Genomic DNA, 15,008 nt, shown 5'->3' with positions numbered 1-15,008 from the left:
GCAGGAATCCTGGCCGTCGTCCTCGGCATCATCTCCTTCAATCGTCCGGCGCGGGCACAGGCGCAGCCCGAAGCGCTGCCGGCGCCCACGGGCGAAGACCCGCCGATCGCGGCTCCCGCGATGGGGCCCGCGAGCCCGCCTGCAGACGCGAGCGCGGCGCCAGCGCCCGCTGCGGAAGCCCACGCCGGCGCGCCGGCGCCGCGCGACGCTGCCGGGCCCGGCCCAGCTTCGCCGGCGCCACCGGCGAAGGACGAGCCATGGAAGAACCCGATCAGCGTCGCGGCCTGGGCCCGCGTCGGAGGTCGCCTACAGAACCCCAGCGCGCGCGAGAAGATGGACCGACTGCTCGGGGACGGAGAGCTGGATCTGTCGTTCTCGGGCGAGATCAACCGGTTCATCGGGGTGCAGGGCGCGATCGTCGCTCAGTTTGGGCCGACGCCGACCGGGGGCAACATCGCGGGCAGCGCGACCCTCCGTGACGCCATCGCCAAGTTCAAATTCCATGATCTGCTGAACGTCTGGCTCGGTCGAATGATCGTGCCGTCGGATCGCTCCGCCTTTTCGGGGCCGTGGTCGATGGGGCCGTGGAACTATCCCGGGTTCTTCGAGCCCTATGCGCCGCCGATCGGGCCAAGACAGGGGCCCTTGGGTCGCAACGATGGGGTGACCGCCTGGGGCAAGGTAGCGGGCGGCCTGTTCAAGTATTACGTGGGTGCCTTCAACCTGCACGACTCTTCGGTGAGCCCGCTCTACACGGCGAGGCTCAACATCAGCGTGCTCGACCCAGAGCCGGCCTATTACCAGAAATCCACGTACCTCGGAGAGAAGAGCATCCTCGCGCTCGGCGTGGCCGGTGAGGTCCAGAAGGAAGGTTCCGTCGAGTCGTTGCCGCCCCCTGCGGCGGGCGCGCCGCCAGTCATCCCGCGCAAGGACACCTATGGCGAGGTCAACGCCGACCTCCTGTTCGAAAAGAACCTCGGCACGGCGGGCACGGTCACGCTCGAAGGCGCGTTCTACAAGTACTTTGGCGGTTTCGAGAGGTTTGACTATTCCTACTTTGCGCTCGCGAGCTACCTCACGCCGAGCAACATCGGCGTCGGGAAGCTGCAGCCCCTGGTCCGGCTGCAACAAGCGAAGCCGAAGGATGCGGACCCCTATCTGCTCATCGATGCCCAGATGGGCTACATCATCGAAGGGCACGCTGCGCGTGCGGCGCTCGGCTATCAACGAAGCGATCTGTCGGGGGCGAAGGGGAATGCCCTGTTCCTCGGCGTCCAGCTGCAGAAGTGATCCCCGGAGCGGTGGGGGCTCCCCGTCCACGAGCCGCGTGTGAGGCGCTGGTCACGCGCAGCGTCAGAGCGGCCCCGGTATCGAGGCGCCCTCCCTCCTGCCCCGACCTCGAGCCCTCGCGGAGCGCCCTCCGGCGTGCGTCTCGCATCGCTGCATGGGCCGGTATGCCCATGCAGCGAGCCAGAGAGATCGGGTACGAAGTCGTCGCAGGCACCTCTATGGCGCGCGGCACGAGATCGTGGAGCGTCTAGAGGGAGACGAAGAGACCACCAGGGCACCACGAGGAGCTCACACCCGCATGAAGCTCGCCTCCCTCCGCGGCCCCGGCCGCGACGGCACGCTCATCGTCGTTCGCCGCGACGGCCTCGCCTACGCGCCGGCCGGCAGCGCTTTCCCCACGCTCCAGGCCGCGCTCGACGACTGGGAGCGCGCCGAGCCGGCGCTGCGCCGCATCGCCGACGACATCGAGCGCGGCGGCGCGGCGGTGGCGCCGCTCGCCGTGGAAGAGCTCGCCGCGCCCCTGCCCCGCGCGTACGAGTGGATCGACGGGTCGGCGTACATCCACCACATCGAGCTGGTGCGCAAGGCGCGCGGCGCCGAGCCTCCCGAGACGCTCACCACCGATCCGCTGGTGTACCAGGGCGGCTCCGGCGTCCTCCTCGGGCCGACCGACGACATCGTCCTGCGCGACGAGGCCTGGGGCCTCGATTTCGAGGCCGAGGTCTGCGCCGTCCTCGGCGACACGCCGCAGGGCACGCGCCGCGACGAGGCCCACCGGCACATCCGCCTGTTCCTGCTGGCCAACGACGTGACGCTGCGCAACCTCGTGCCCGCGGAGCTCGCGAAGGGCTTCGGGTTCTTCTGCTCGAAGCCTGCCACGGCGTTCTCGCCTCTCGCGATCACGCCGGACGAGCTCGGTGACGCGTTCCACGACGGGCGCGTCCACCTGCGGCTCCGCTCCACCTACAATGGCGCGCTCATCGGCGATCCCGAGGCTGGCCCGGAGATGCACTTCTCGTTCTTCGACCTCCTCGAGCACATCGCCAGGACCCGCAGCTTCACGGCCGGGACCCTCCTCGGCAGCGGCACGGTCTCGAACCGGGATCCGGCGCGCGGCGTCTCGTGTCTGGCCGAGAAGCGCACGCTCGAGGTCCTCGCGCACGGCGCGGCCAGGACGCCCTTCATGAGACCGGGAGACACGATCATGATCGAGATGCTGAGTCGCTCGGGCGAGAGCCTGTTCGGGCGCATCGCGCAGCGGGTGGTGGCCCGCGGCGCGTAGCTCACACCTGCGTGGACCGCGTGGACCCCTCGCGACGGAGGACCGGAATGACCAAGGTGGAGTCGATAGGCATCAAGCGGGTGGAGGCGCTGCACTACTACGTGCGGGACCTCGAGCGGAGTCGCAGGTTCTACACGGAGAAGCTCGACTTCCAGGAGATCGCCGCGAGCTCGCCCGAGCTCACCGCGGCGGCGGCGCAGCGGTCGGTCGTCTTCCAGGCCGGCGAGTGCGCCATCGTCTGCTCGCAGCCGACGGGCGAGGGCGGGCGGGCGTGGCGCTACCTGCGCAAGCACCCCGACGGGGTGGGCACGGTCGTCTTCGAGGTCGAGGACATCGACCGCGCCTTCCGGCTGCTCGACGGCCGCGGGGGCACGCCGATCGACGAGATCCACCGGGTGACGGACGGGGGCGGCACCTTCGCCTCGTTCTCGATCACGACGCCGTTCGGGGACACCACCTTTCGCTTCGTGGAGCGGCGCGGCTACCGCGCGCTGTTCCCCGGCTGCGTGGCCCACGACGCGCCGCGCGGCGGCCAGAACCGCTTCGGGATCGCCCGGTTCGATCACATCACCTCGAACTTCCAGACCATGGCGCCCGCCCTGCTCTGGATGGAGCACGTGCTCGGCCTCGAGCCGTTCTGGAAGATCGCGTTTCACACGAACGACGTCGCGAAGGACGCCGGCCACGGCTCGGGCCTGCGCTCGGCCGTGATGTGGGACCCGGGCTCGGGCGTGAAGTTCGCGAACAACGAGCCTTATCGGCCGCATTTCAAGAGCTCTCAGATCAACGTCTTCAACGAGGAGCACCGCGGCGACGGGGTGCAGCACGTGGCGCTCGCCGTGCAGGACATCCTCGCGGCCGTGCGCGGCCTGCGCGAGCGCGGCGTGGAGTTCATGCCGACCCCGGGCGCCTACTACGACATGCTGCCGGAGCGCGTGCGAAAGCTCGGCATCGGCGAGCTCGACGAGGACGTGGCCACGCTGCGGGACCTCGAGGTGCTCGTCGACGGCGACGGCGCGCGGTCCTACCTCCTCCAGATCTTCCTCAAGGAGTCGGCCGGCACGCACCGCGATCCCGACGCAGGGCCGTTCTTCTTCGAGCTCATCCAGCGCAAGGGGGACCGCGGCTTCGGCGCCGGCAACTTCCGGGCGCTGTTCGAGAGCATCGAGCGGCAGCAGAAGGCCGAGGGGCACGGCTGATGCTCGATCGCGTCGTCGTCGGGGCCGTCCCGCGCAAGCACCACATCGCCCTCCGGGGCGAGGCGGGGGAGCTCCGCTACGAGGAGTGCCTGACGCGCCAGGGCTTCGACGGCCCCTACACGATCGCGTACCACGAGCGCCGGCCGCACGAGCACCGGGTCGCGCGGGCCGAGCACGGCTTCGCGCTGCCGGTCGCCGCGCCGCCGCGCCCGCTCGCGAAGCGGCACTACCGGTCGCAGGACCTGCCGCCGCGGGGTGGGCCCGCGCCCGCGATCGACTGCCGCGTGCCGCTGCTCTTCAACGACGACGTGGTGATCGGCGTCGCCCAGCCGGACGCCGCCGATCCGGTGTACTTCGCGAACGCGGACGCCGACGAGCTGTTCTTCGTCTTCCAGGGCGGCGGTGTCCTGCGCACGATGCTCGGCGATCTCCGCTTCGAGCAGGACGATTACGTCGTCGTCCCGAAGGGGCTCTTCTACCGGTTCATCCCCGACCCGGCGCCCCAGCGGTGGCTCTCGATCGAGGCCGCGGACCTCCACCTCCCGCGCCAGTGGCGCAACGAGGTCGGCCAGCTGCGGATGGACGCGCCGTACTCACACCGCGACTTCCGGCGGCCCACGTTCGTCGGCCCGCTCGACGAGGGCATCCGCGCGCTCGTCGTGAAGCGCGGCGGCGCCTTCCACGGCTTCGCCTGCGAGCGCTCGCCGCTCGACGTCGTCGGCTGGGACGGGACGGTGTACCCGTTCGCGTTCCCGATCCTGAGCTTCCAGCCGCGCGTCGGCCTCGTCCACCTGCCGCCGGACTGGCACGGCACGTTCGCGGCGCGCGGCGCCCTCGTCTGCAGCTTCGTCCCGCGCCCGGTCGACTTCCACCCCGAGGCGGTCCCCTGCCCCTACCCCCACTCGTCCGTCGACTGCGACGAGTTCCTCTTCTACTGCCGCGGCAACTTCACCTCGCGCCGCGGCGTCGGCCCCGGCAGCGTCTCGCACCACCCGGCCGGCGTCCCGCACGGGCCGCACCCCGGCGCGTACGAGGCGAGCCTCGGGGCCCGCGAGACGAGCGAGCTCGCCGTCATGCTCGACACCACCCGCCCGCTCACGCCCACCCCGGCCGCGCTCGCGGTGGAGGACCCGGCCTACCAGGACAGCTTCATCGCCGGCGCCTGACCGACGCGGTCAGGCGCTCTGGCCGGCTGGTCTGCGGCGCGCTGGCCGGCGGCTGGAGGGACGACCCGGGGCAAGCTCACAAGCCCGGTCCGTTGGGCCTGCGCGGAACGGTGCTGTGCAGCGTTCCCGCGAGCTTGAGCACGGCTGGGCATACGAACTCTGCATCGAACTGCGACCTCCGCGGCAAGCGGCTTGGGTTCCATCCCGGCGCCAGGCGCAAGCCCGTCTGGCCAACGTCCTGCCGGCCTGCCGCGGCGCGCAGGGCCGCCGGCAGCAGCGGCTTGTTGGACGGGAGACAGAGAAAGAGAGAGTACACAGGGAGGCGGGGAGGCGGGGAGGAGAGAGAATACAGACAAGGGTGGGAGGCGAGAGATGGGGACCATCGTTCGAGTTCGCTCGGGGCCGGCTGCCTCCATATCGCTCTCGCCCGGTTTCGCATCGAAGACGACCACTCCGGCACCACCAGCCGCCCCGGATCGACCCACCCCGAAGTATCCGGCACTGAGGCTGCTGGCTCGAACGACTGATCCCGGCTCTCGCCTCCCCGCCTCCCCGCCTCCCTGTGAATCTCTCCCTCTCCATCTTCCTCTCCGCCCAACGACTTGGCGATCACCTGCGGCGCGAAGCGCAGTTGAAGGACTCCAAGTCCGATGCCCGAACAGCTCGAGGCGAGCGATCACGAGATCCTGTGGTGTGAAGAAGGAAGTTGCGCGGCCCGGGTGGGCCACGATTGCCGCGCCCCAGCCCCAGATAGAAAAGTTCATCTCAGCGCGAACCATTCGCTGGAAACGGGCGAGCCTCTTGCGCGACAGCGCCTCTGACCCATAGATTCCGAATCCTTGCAATGACGCTTGACTCCGTGAAACGGAGATGAAGGGAAGAGTGGTCAATGGGAACACGAACACGCTTATGGGCCCAGCGCCTCGCTCTGTTCTGTGTCGCGAGCATGGCAATGGCGTGCAGCGACGCAGAGCGAACGGACGGACGAGAGCCGGAGGACGCGCAGGCGGCCCAGTCGGCTTTGCTCGCAGCACAGAGGTCGCAACTCCTGGCCAGCGACCGGGACAGCGCAGACCTGTTCGGCTTCTCGAGCGACATCGATGGTGACACCGCGGTCATCGGCGCGCTCGGGAAAGACGGATACACGGGGGCCGCCTACGTCTTCGTGCGCAGCGGCGGCACGTGGACCGAGCAGGCCAAGCTCGCCGCGAGCGACGGAGCCCCGGGGGACTACTTTGGCCGCTCGGTCTCCATCTCGGGAGATACGGTGCTGGTCGGCGCCGAGAGCCATGCGGCGAACGGCCCGGATGCAGGGGCGGCGTATGTCTTCGTTCGCAGCGGCACGACGTGGAGCCAGCAGGCCAAGCTCATCGGGAGCGACGTGGGCGTGAGCGACTTCTTTGGCGTGGCCGCGGCGCTCGAAGGGGACACGGCGCTCATCGGCGCGAGCGCGGACGACGATGCGTTCACGGACGCAGGCGCGGTGTATGTCTTCACGCGCAGCGGCACGACGTGGACCGAGCAGGACAAGCTGGTCGCCGATGACCCGACCGCGCCTGGTTACTTTGGCTCGTCGATCGCCCTGTCCGGCGACAGAGCCCTCATCGGGGCGCCGTTCACCGGCACCGGAAAAGTTTACTCGTTCGTGCGCGCCGGGAGCACCTGGACGCAAGAGGACGTGCTCGCGGCCGACGATGGGCAGTCGGACGACTATTTCGGGATGTCCCTCGCCCTCGCGGGGGACAGGGCGCTCATCGGGGCCCCCAACGACGACGACATCGCCTTCAACTCCGGCGCTGCGTACGTGTTCGCGCGCAATGGCTCGACCTGGGCGCAGGAGGCCAAGCTCACCTCCGAGCGCACCAGCTCATTGAGTGACTTCGGGGCGAAGGTCGCGCTCACGGGATCGGGGAACAGAGCCTTCGTGGGAGCGTCGTCAGACAACGATCTCGGCCCCGACGCCGGAGCGGTGCACAGCTTCTTGCGTGCCGGCAACTCGTGGGCAGAAGAAGAGCTCAAGCTCTTCGGCGCGGATGGAAGTCCAGGCGACCTCTTCGGATCCTCCGTCACCGTGTCGGGCAGCACGCTGTTCGTCGGGGCGTACTTCCATGATGTCCTCGGCTTCCACGAAGGCACGACGTACGCCTATACGTTCAGCGACGGCGGCTTCCGATCGATCGAGACGACCATCGACAGCACGACGGTCGCGCTCCCCGAGGGTTGCCTTCCGGGCGACCTGCTCCTCACCGCGCTCGAGGTCGTCGCCGATCCTCCGGACGTGACTCCCCCGTCGGGCTTCACGCTCGTGCACGACCAGTCGTCGTCCACGAGCGACGGGCCCGTCCACGCCCTGGTCTACACGAAGGTCGTGGGCTCGAGCGAGCCTACCGAGTACACGTTCGATGTTCCGGCGGGCGTCTGGGTCGACATCCACCTCGCCTGCTATTCGGGTGTGAGCAGCGCGGTCGCGTCGGCCGGCGCGAGCGCCGCCGGGCCCTCCATCAGCGCGCCCAGCGTGACGCCCTCGAGCCCCGGCGGGATCCTCGTCACCTTCTTCAGCGGCTACAGCTATGGGACATGGTCCACGCCGGCCGGGCTGATCCAGCGCTCGGACGTCGACAGCAACAGCATCCAGGACCAGGTCATCACGACCGCCGGCGCCACCGGCGCGCGCACCGCGACGAACACGGGAGAGCCGAACGGCCTGGCAGCCGTCTCGGTGATCTTGCAGTAAATCGCAGCTTCGCGCGGGCCTGGGCGCTGAAGTGACCGCGACGCGCGGCATTCGCGCCCAGGCCCGACTCGCGCGACGTGGTTACGGCGCCAGACGAACGAGCTTCACGCTGTCCACGGTGACGGCCGCGGTCCCTGCGTTGCCGACGTTGAAGTCGAGGAGCGCCGCGGAATCCTGCGGGACGCTCGGGAGCTCGAACGAGTAGATGACCCATTGGGGGCCCGCCGCCGCGGTCACGCGACCGTAGCTCGCCCAGTTGTTGTCGCTGTTGCCGTTGCGTCCCAGGTTCACCACGAACGTGCGCACGTCGTCCGCCTTGGCGCGGAATGTCAGCAGGTAGCGCCCCGCCTGCGGCAAGTTGACGGTGGTGCGGGCCTGGATGTGCCACATGTCGGAGCCGGGCTGCTGCACGTTGATGCGCATCTGGCGGCCGGTGAAGTCCGCCCATGCCGAGCCACCGTTCCAGTTGAGGAGCTGCCAGCCGCTGCTGCTCTGGCTCCCCGCGAGCGAGGTGTTGGTCACATTGTCGAACGAGCAGTTGCTCACGAGGTTGAGAGGATCGCGGCAAGCGTCGACCAGGCTGACCTTCTCGTGGACCACGCCGCCGAGCAGGCCCGAGAAGGCGCGCCAGCCGAGCGACAGGTCATCCCCCACGAGGCCGATGGGATCGATGCCGCCATACCCGACGTTGGAGCTGTTGACGCTCTTGTAGAAGTCGCGAATCAGACCGGTCTCGTATGCCCACTGCCCCGACGCGGAATCGCGCTTGTAGAGCGAGAGGCCCTCGTCTCCGCCGCCGACCGTACTGGCCAGCGTGTCGCCGTCGAGCGCCAGGTGCACGTGAGGGTAGGCAGTTGCCAGGGACTGGCGCGCGGAGATCGTACCGTCGGTCGCCACCTGGTAAAACGAGAGGTGCTGCTGCGGCGTGACGCCGCTCACGGGGAATGTCACGCCGGACGTGACAGCCAGGTTCCCGGAAGCCATGGCGAGGCTTCGCCCGAAGGCGCCGGTCGAGAAGAAGCCGCTCGTGATGGCCACGGAGCTCCAGGTGCCGGCGCTGGCGTTCCTGCGGAAGACGCGGACCGAGCCGAGCTCGGCCCCGGCCTCGCCACCGTCGGACCACGGCGACCCGACCGCGACAAGGTCGCCGTTGATCGCGACCGCAGCGCCGGTGAAGCGCTCGTCCGGCTCGTCGAGCGAAAGCTCGAGGACCCACGCGTCGCTCGACGTGTTGTAGCGGTAGATCTCGAGCACGCTGTGTCGCTTGTAGCCGATCACGAGGTAGTCGTCGGACAGGGCGAGCGCGATGTCTTTGAAGCTGCTGTTCGCGGGGTAGGTGAGCGGGATGCGGGTGAGCGCGCGGCTGATGGTCTGTCCGTTCTCGCGCACCGCGCCGTTGCAGTTGCGCTGACCGCTGACCAGGGGGCACTCCGCCCATGAGCCGTTGCTCTTCCGGGCGATGAACACGGAGTTCGCTTGCGGAGAGGTCGAAGGATTCGGGCCTCGCGTCGCGAACGCGAGGAAGTTGTTCGAGATGGCGAGCTGGCTCCCGGCCTGGAGGTTGAACTGGGCGACCCCCGGGAACTGGTAAACGCGCTCGGGCGTGGTGCTCGTGCCGTTCATCAAGTAGACGGCGCCCTGCATCGTGCTGGGGAACGTGGGCTCTGCTTCGCCGCTGATCTTCACGTGCTCTTGCAGCGCGCCCACCAGCGTGAAGGTCCCTGCCCGTGCCATGGTCGTCCCGGCTTCGGGGTACGCGGTGTTGCCGTGCGGCGTGGGCTTACCCACGACCACGCCTGCCGACGCCTGAGCGGTCACCAGACCGACACAACCAGCGAGCACCCCGGCGAGACTTCTGAACTTGACCTTCTTGGAGACCGACATCATCAACCAACCTTCTTGTTTGAAACGAGGAAAGCGCCGGCTCAGGGCTCGCGCGCACGGGAAGCGTGCATCACGAACCCAAGCTGCGTCGTTCCTCTCCGTCACTGCATCCGTGAATCGTCGCGTCGAACGAACGAGGGGAAATACGCTGGCGCTGCCCTCGCGCTCAGCAGGCCGCCTCGGTGGGTGAAACAGGCGCGCGCGCACCGCGCACCGGGCTCAAAAGGCGCCGACTTCGCCGAGCAGCGTCCCGTTCTCGAGCAGGTACACATGGCCCCGAGGGGTCGACTCGCCCGCCTCCCAGCGCGATTCCACCGCGAGGTCGAAGGCGCCGCCGCACCCCGTGCAGCTGTCGCCCGATCCACCGCCGGCGTACACGTCCGGGAACGGATTCTCGTCGAAGATGAACGACAAGCGAAGGCGCGCGGCCCCGTCGTCGCCCCGATAGAGCTCCCCGCGCTGCTCGTGGTGGAGGACGCCGTCGGTGCTCGACAGATGCCCGATCACGAGGATCCGCAAAACCTCATCGGCACACTCGCCGCCGCGGTCGATGTACGCCACGACCGGTGAGCTCTCGGTGTCGGCGACGAGGGACCAGCTCACGGCGCTCGTCGTCCCATTGGCCCATGTCACGTCGAAGCTCCCGGCCCCGCCGGTCGCGTCGAGGGCCTCCTGGCCGCTCACGCCGAGGGGCGTCGGGTCGGTGAGGTCATGCTCCACGGCCCGACCCGCCGTCACCGGGAGGGAGTCACAGGGATCGGGGGCGATCTCCCCCGTCTGCCCCCCACCGGGCGAGCACCCCATGGACAACCCCGCCAGGAGCCAGCAAGCGAATCGTACGTTCATCGAAGCGTCCTGCGCCTCCACTTGCCGCAGCGCAGGAGCCAGCGCAAGCGTCGCGTAGCGCAGCTACGCATTATCTATCGTTCTGATGTGCTACCATCGATGCACATATGCGATACAAACGATCGCAATACGATGAAATCGCAAGGGATTTCTGCCGGGCGCTCCGCGGCCGGCGCTCGCAGCGGCAGCTGAGCGTCCGGCTCGGGTACGGCACGAACGTCGCCTTCAGCTGGGAGTCCGGGCGGCGCTTTCCCACGCTCCCCACCCTGCTGCGCGTCGCCGCGTACAACGGCGTTGACGTCCATCGCGAGCTCTCGGGCTTCGCGCGCCAGGAGTCAGCCTTCGCCGCCGACGTCGCCGTCTCCGACCCGGCCCTCACGGCCACCCTCTTTCAGGTCATCAAGGGAGGGCTGAGCAACGCGGAGATCGGCTCCCGGATCGGGCGCAGCGCGTCCCAGGTGTCGCGCTTCATCGCGGGCACATCCCAGCCCCGGCTCCCCGATGTGCTGGCCCTCGTCGACGCGACCACCGAGCGGCTCCTCGACTTCATCGCCCTCTTCGTGCATCCGGGACAGGTGCCCTCGGTGGCGCGCGACTTCCGTGTGCTCGAGGAGCGCCGCCGGATAGCCACGGAGCTACCCTGGTCTCACGCCGTCCTGCGCGTCCTCGAGCTCGCCAGCTACGCGGCCCTCCCCCGCCACGACGACGCCTGGGTCGCCGCTCGCCTCGGGCTCCCGGACGACGAGGTGCGTGCGTGCCGCGAGGCCCTGTCGCGGGCGGGGCTGATCCGGTGGCGCGAAGGGCGTTACGCCACCACGGCCGAGACGGTCGACATGACCCACGGCGCCGCCGAACCGCGACAACGATTGAAATCGCACTGGCTCGACGTCGCCGCGCTCCGGCAGCGCCGCGGCGATCCGGGGCTGTATTCCTACAACCTCGTCAGCGTCGCGCGCCGTGACCTCGAGCGGCTGCGGGCGTTGCACGTGCGGTATTTCCACGAGCTTCGTCAGATCGTGTCGGATTCGCGCGAGCCCGATTGCGTCGCGCTGGTGGCGATGCAGCTCTTCGAGCTGGGCGCGTGAGGCACGAACCGGGGGTGCGCTTCCGGTCGCGCGAGCTTCACTTCGGAAAGTCCGTCGACGCCGAGACGGCGCGCCAGGCGGCGAGCTCCTGCGTCACGAACGCGTTCTTCGCCTCGATCGCGGCGATGGCGTCGGTGCCGAGCGGAAGACGGAGCGGCGGGTTCTTCGCGCGGGCGAGCTCGACGACCACGCGGGCGAGCCGCACGGGGTCGCCAGGCTGCTGGAGGCTGACCTCCTTCGCGTAGCTCCGGACCTTGCCCGCGGTCTCCGCGTAATCGGCGATGACCTTTTCGGTTGCCACGGCGGACTTCGCCTCCAGGAACTCCGTCCGGAAGTAGCCCGGCTCGAGGACCGTCACCGCGATGCCGAGCGGCGCGAGCTCCGCGTGCAGCGCCTCCGAGATCCCCTCGACGGCGAACTTCGTCGAGCAGTAAATGCCGAACCCAGGCCCCGACCGGTAGCCGCCCACCGACGAGAGGTTCAAGATCAGGCCGGCGCGCTGCTTCCTGAGCTGCGGAAGCGCGGCGCGCGTCACCGCGAGCAGGCCGAACACGTTCGTCTCGAAGACGCGCCGCACCTCGTCGCCCTGGGTCTCCTCGATCGCGCCGACGACGCCGTAGCCGGCGTTGTTCACCAGCACGTCGATCCGGCCGAACCGAGCGACGGCAGCCTCGACCGCGGCGGCGGCCGAGGCCTCGTCCGTCACGTCGAGCGCGAGGGGGAGGAGAGCCTCAGGCCGCCCGAAGCGGTCCGTGATGCTCCTCGGATCGCGCGCGGTGGCGACCACCTGGTCGCCGGCGGCGAGCGCCGCGCTCGCGATCTCCGCGCCGATCCCGCGCGACGCTCCCGTGATGAACCAGACACGCTTGTTCTCGCTCGTTTCCATGGGGATCTCCTCTTCGTGGTCCGGGGGTGCGCCCCCCTCGCAGGGATGAAGGTGCAGCATCCCCGTCATGAAGAAAATACGCAGAGCGCTTGATACTTCATGAACCTGCGGTTCATAATCGGGCATGAACGACGCGCTCGACGGGCTCACGACGTTCCTCGCCGTGGGCCGCTGCAAGAGCTTCACCGCGGCCGCCGCGGCGCTCGGCGTCACCCCGACCGCCGTGAGCCAGAAGATCAAGCTCCTCGAGCGACGGTACGGCGTGGTGCTGTTTCAGCGGACCACGAGGCGCGTCGCGCTCACGGAGCCTGGCGCGAGCCTCTTTCAGCGCCTGCAGCCCGCGATCGCCGACGTCGAAGGCGCGCTCGCCGCGCTCGGTGACTACCGCGGGCGTCCCTCCGGGAACCTCCGCATCACCGCGCCGCGCATGAGCGGCGCAGCGCTCCTTGCTCCGCTCGTGGCGCAGATGCGGGAGGCGTACCCGGAGCTGTCCATCGAAGTCTCGCTCGACGACGCCTTCGTCGACCTCGTGGCAGCCGGCTTCGACGCCGGCATCCGGCTCGGCGACGCGGTCGAGAAGGACATGGTGCGGGTTCCGATCACGAGCCACTCGTCCTGGTCGATCGTCGGCTCGCCGGCCTACCTCGAGCGGGCGGGGCGACCGCGCGCGCCGGAGGACCTCGTCCATCATCGCGCCATCCGCCAGCGCCTCATCGCGAGCGGCGCCGTCTATCGCTGGGAGCTCGAGCGTCGAGGCAAGACGATCACGGTCGATGTTCCCGGCGGCGTCGTCGTCGACGATATCGCGCTCATGGTCGCGCTCGCGTGCGCGGGGTCGGGCCTCGCGTACGTACCCGACCAGGCGATCGAGCGCGACCTCTCCGAGGGACGGCTGGAGCGCGTGCTCGAGGCGTTCATCACGAAGGGACCTGGCCTCTACCTGTACTTTCCGGCGCGCACGCAGGAGCAGCCAAAGCTCCGCGCGCTGATCGAGATCGTCACGAGCGCCCGCGGGCAGAAGCCCAGGCGTCGTTCAGGTCGGACCGGCGTCTCCGGTGGTGGGGTCCCCGCGTGAATGCGAGCTCACCCGCTGCTCGGTGCGGCCGCAGCTGCGGCTCCACGCCGCCGCCGTCGCCCTCGAAAGAAGGCGCGGAGCGGCATGGGGCGACAGCGACGGCGACGGGCGAGCGCGGATTGATCGGGTATATCGATGGACAGAGCAAGGAGGAGCGCGGTGATTCTTCCCAAGAAACGTGACCCACGGTTCATCACCATCCGCCGCGGAGGGCTCCTGGACGATGGCACCCATCACGCGTTGGCCATCTGGGCCGCCAATTGCGCGCAGCACGTCCTGCGGTTCTTCGATGAATGCAGGCCAGACGACGACCGGCCGCGTCGAGCGATCGCGCTGGTGCGGGCGTGGACCCGAGGCGAGGCCACGATGAGAGAGTGTCACAACGCGGCGTTCGCCTCCAACGCCGCTGGCCGCGACGCGCCCCCTGCCGCCCGGCTGGCCGCCCTCTCGGCGGGTCAGGCGGTGGCCGTGGCGCACGTGGCCGCCCATGAGCTAGGGGCTGCGGCGTACGCCATCAGGGCTGCCAGGGAAGCCGCCCCCTCGGGCCAAGGGGACGCGGCTGCGCGAGCCGAACGCCAGTGGCAGTGGGACCAGCTGCCCGGCGAGATACGAGACCTCGTCCTCGACGACCAGAAGCTGCGAAACGCGCTCTGCTGGGACGTGTTCGTCGACTGAGCCGACGGCGCTGCCCTGCTGAGGGCGAGCGAGGGGGCCTACGGGAAGCGGACCGATGTGCTCGCGATCGTTCGCGAGCCGGTCATGCGGCCCGGCGTGAAGGGAGCTCCGAGGAGCGTGGGGCAGCGGCCTGCGGGCTCGATGAGGAAGCGGATCTCGTCCGCATTCCAGTTGTCGTACGAATCGAAGACATTCCGCGGCGCGCCGTCCCACTCGAGCGTGAAGCCCGCGAGGCTCCCCAGCGTGCGAGACGGGGAGAAGTTCATGGTGGCGACCTTCACGGAGTTGTTCGGGAACCCCGCCCCGCCGTTCAAGCTCGTCTTCGGCAGAGAAGCTCCGCTCGCCAGCTGGAATGACCCGTACGCCTGTGAACCCCCGCGGAGATCGTCGCCCCCGGTCCGGATCCGGACCTTGAGCGACGAGACGACGGTGCTGCTCGTGACCGCCAGCGGCCCGCGGCCGCAGACGCTGGCGACCTCGTTCACGCAGACGCTGTCCCATGCGTTCGTGCAGCAGAACGGGTCCACGTCGCAGATGCTCGTCACGCACGAATCGCAGGTGGCGGGGACCGCCGCGCCGGTCTCGCAGATCGAGTGACCGCACGTCGACTCGGCGAGCGCCTGCTCCGTCTCGCCGATGTCTTCGGACGAGACGTCGGCGGCGGGCTCGGCCTCGTCATCCGGACTCGCAGCCTCGACCGCACAACCCCCGACGAGCGAGGCGAGCACCAAGGCAGCGAGCTTCAGCGAGCCGTCATGCCTTGAGGTGTTCGATCCGAGGTTCTCCATCGTATCCTCCAGTCGATCGCTCATGTTACCTAGTTCCTCGATGAGTTCGTCGCCGCATCGCTCCTGAGCTGCTCCCTGGCGCGACCGCGACAGCCGCA

12 protein-coding genes are annotated in these 15,008 nt (G+C 69.2%); 8 read left to right on the top strand and 4 right to left on the bottom strand.

Features of this window, described 5'->3' with window-relative positions:
• Positions 1 to 120: 120 nt before the first annotated feature.
• The 5 genes from WME85_RS09085 to WME85_RS09065 all read left to right on the top strand — a co-directional run bounded on the left by WME85_RS09085 (position 121) and on the right by WME85_RS09065 (position 7,671).
• Complete coding sequence (locus WME85_RS09085; RefSeq protein WP_437837118.1) at positions 121 to 1,290, top strand: hypothetical protein; 1,170 nt, start codon at positions 121 to 123, stop codon at positions 1,288 to 1,290.
• Between the two features lie 298 nt (positions 1,291 to 1,588).
• A complete protein-coding gene (locus WME85_RS09080; protein WP_437837115.1) occupies positions 1,589 to 2,572 on the top strand; it encodes a fumarylacetoacetate hydrolase family protein in 984 nt (327 codons plus the stop codon).
• 47 nt (positions 2,573 to 2,619) lie between these two features.
• Complete coding sequence (locus WME85_RS09075) at positions 2,620 to 3,771, top strand: 4-hydroxyphenylpyruvate dioxygenase family protein (protein WP_437837113.1); 1,152 nt, start codon at positions 2,620 to 2,622, stop codon at positions 3,769 to 3,771.
• Positions 3,771 to 4,937 carry a homogentisate 1,2-dioxygenase gene (locus WME85_RS09070; protein WP_437837111.1) on the top strand — a complete coding sequence of 389 codons (1,167 nt, stop codon included), beginning with the start codon at positions 3,771 to 3,773 and terminating at the stop codon, positions 4,935 to 4,937. Before WME85_RS09075 ends, WME85_RS09070 begins: the two co-directional genes overlap by 1 nt.
• A 1,021-nt stretch (positions 4,938 to 5,958) precedes the next feature.
• Positions 5,959 to 7,671 (top strand): FG-GAP repeat protein, encoded by a 1,713-nt coding sequence (locus tag WME85_RS09065; protein WP_437837109.1) that lies wholly within the window; start codon positions 5,959 to 5,961, stop codon positions 7,669 to 7,671.
• Positions 7,672 to 7,752: 81 nt separating this feature from the next.
• On the opposite strand, the gene WME85_RS09060 is transcribed toward WME85_RS09065, so the two are convergent.
• Entirely contained in the window at positions 7,753 to 9,558 is a 1,806-nt protein-coding gene (locus tag WME85_RS09060) for a carbohydrate binding domain-containing protein (RefSeq protein ID WP_437837106.1), read from the bottom strand.
• 216 nt (positions 9,559 to 9,774) lie between these two features.
• Positions 9,775 to 10,401 carry a hypothetical protein gene (locus tag WME85_RS09055; protein WP_437837104.1) on the bottom strand — a complete coding sequence of 209 codons (627 nt, stop codon included), beginning with the start codon at positions 10,399 to 10,401 and terminating at the stop codon, positions 9,775 to 9,777.
• 107 nt (positions 10,402 to 10,508) lie between these two features.
• Here WME85_RS09055 and WME85_RS09050 point away from each other — a divergent pair, with 107 nt between their 5' ends.
• Positions 10,509 to 11,486 (top strand): DUF4423 domain-containing protein, encoded by a 978-nt coding sequence (locus WME85_RS09050; protein WP_437837101.1) that lies wholly within the window; start codon positions 10,509 to 10,511, stop codon positions 11,484 to 11,486.
• A 37-nt stretch (positions 11,487 to 11,523) separates the two neighbouring features.
• Here WME85_RS09050 and WME85_RS09045 read toward each other — a convergent pair whose 3' ends face one another.
• Entirely contained in the window at positions 11,524 to 12,372 is an 849-nt protein-coding gene (locus tag WME85_RS09045) for an oxidoreductase (RefSeq protein WP_437837099.1), read from the bottom strand.
• A 124-nt stretch (positions 12,373 to 12,496) separates the two neighbouring features.
• Here WME85_RS09045 and WME85_RS09040 point away from each other — a divergent pair, with 124 nt between their 5' ends.
• Together WME85_RS09040 and WME85_RS09035 are read left to right on the top strand one after the other, a co-directional pair.
• Positions 12,497 to 13,447, top strand: coding sequence for a LysR family transcriptional regulator (locus tag WME85_RS09040; RefSeq protein WP_437837097.1), 951 nt, complete (start codon positions 12,497 to 12,499; stop codon positions 13,445 to 13,447).
• A 159-nt stretch (positions 13,448 to 13,606) separates the two neighbouring features.
• On the top strand, positions 13,607 to 14,122 hold the full coding sequence (locus WME85_RS09035) for a putative immunity protein (RefSeq protein ID WP_437837095.1): 516 nt from the start codon (positions 13,607 to 13,609) through the stop codon (positions 14,120 to 14,122).
• A gap of 38 nt (positions 14,123 to 14,160) precedes the next feature.
• On the opposite strand, the gene WME85_RS09030 is transcribed toward WME85_RS09035, so the two are convergent.
• On the bottom strand, positions 14,161 to 14,934 hold the full coding sequence (locus tag WME85_RS09030; RefSeq protein ID WP_437837092.1) for a hypothetical protein: 774 nt from the start codon (positions 14,932 to 14,934) through the stop codon (positions 14,161 to 14,163).
• Positions 14,935 to 15,008: the final 74 nt, after the last annotated feature.

The sequence above is a fragment of the Sorangium sp. So ce1153 genome (assembly GCF_051521595.1).
GTDB lineage: Bacteria > Myxococcota_A > Polyangia > Polyangiales > Polyangiaceae > Sorangium.
This window is presented reverse-complemented; position numbering and strand designations above follow the sequence as displayed.

Coding starts and splice junctions, on each gene's coding strand:
- WME85_RS09085 (WP_437837118.1), top strand. CDS start 121: ATGGGGCCCGCGAGCCCGCCTGCAGACGCGAGCGCGGCGCCAGCGCCC.
- WME85_RS09080 (WP_437837115.1), top strand. CDS start 1,589: ATGAAGCTCGCCTCCCTCCGCGGCCCCGGCCGCGACGGCACGCTCATC.
- WME85_RS09075 (WP_437837113.1), top strand. CDS start 2,620: ATGACCAAGGTGGAGTCGATAGGCATCAAGCGGGTGGAGGCGCTGCAC.
- WME85_RS09070 (WP_437837111.1), top strand. CDS start 3,771: ATGCTCGATCGCGTCGTCGTCGGGGCCGTCCCGCGCAAGCACCACATC.
- WME85_RS09060 (WP_437837106.1), bottom strand. CDS start 9,558: ATGATGTCGGTCTCCAAGAAGGTCAAGTTCAGAAGTCTCGCCGGGGTG.
- WME85_RS09055 (WP_437837104.1), bottom strand. CDS start 10,401: ATGAACGTACGATTCGCTTGCTGGCTCCTGGCGGGGTTGTCCATGGGG.
- WME85_RS09050 (WP_437837101.1), top strand. CDS start 10,509: ATGCGATACAAACGATCGCAATACGATGAAATCGCAAGGGATTTCTGC.
- WME85_RS09045 (WP_437837099.1), bottom strand. CDS start 12,372: ATGGAAACGAGCGAGAACAAGCGTGTCTGGTTCATCACGGGAGCGTCG.
- WME85_RS09040 (WP_437837097.1), top strand. CDS start 12,497: ATGAACGACGCGCTCGACGGGCTCACGACGTTCCTCGCCGTGGGCCGC.
- WME85_RS09030 (WP_437837092.1), bottom strand. CDS start 14,934: ATGAGCGATCGACTGGAGGATACGATGGAGAACCTCGGATCGAACACC.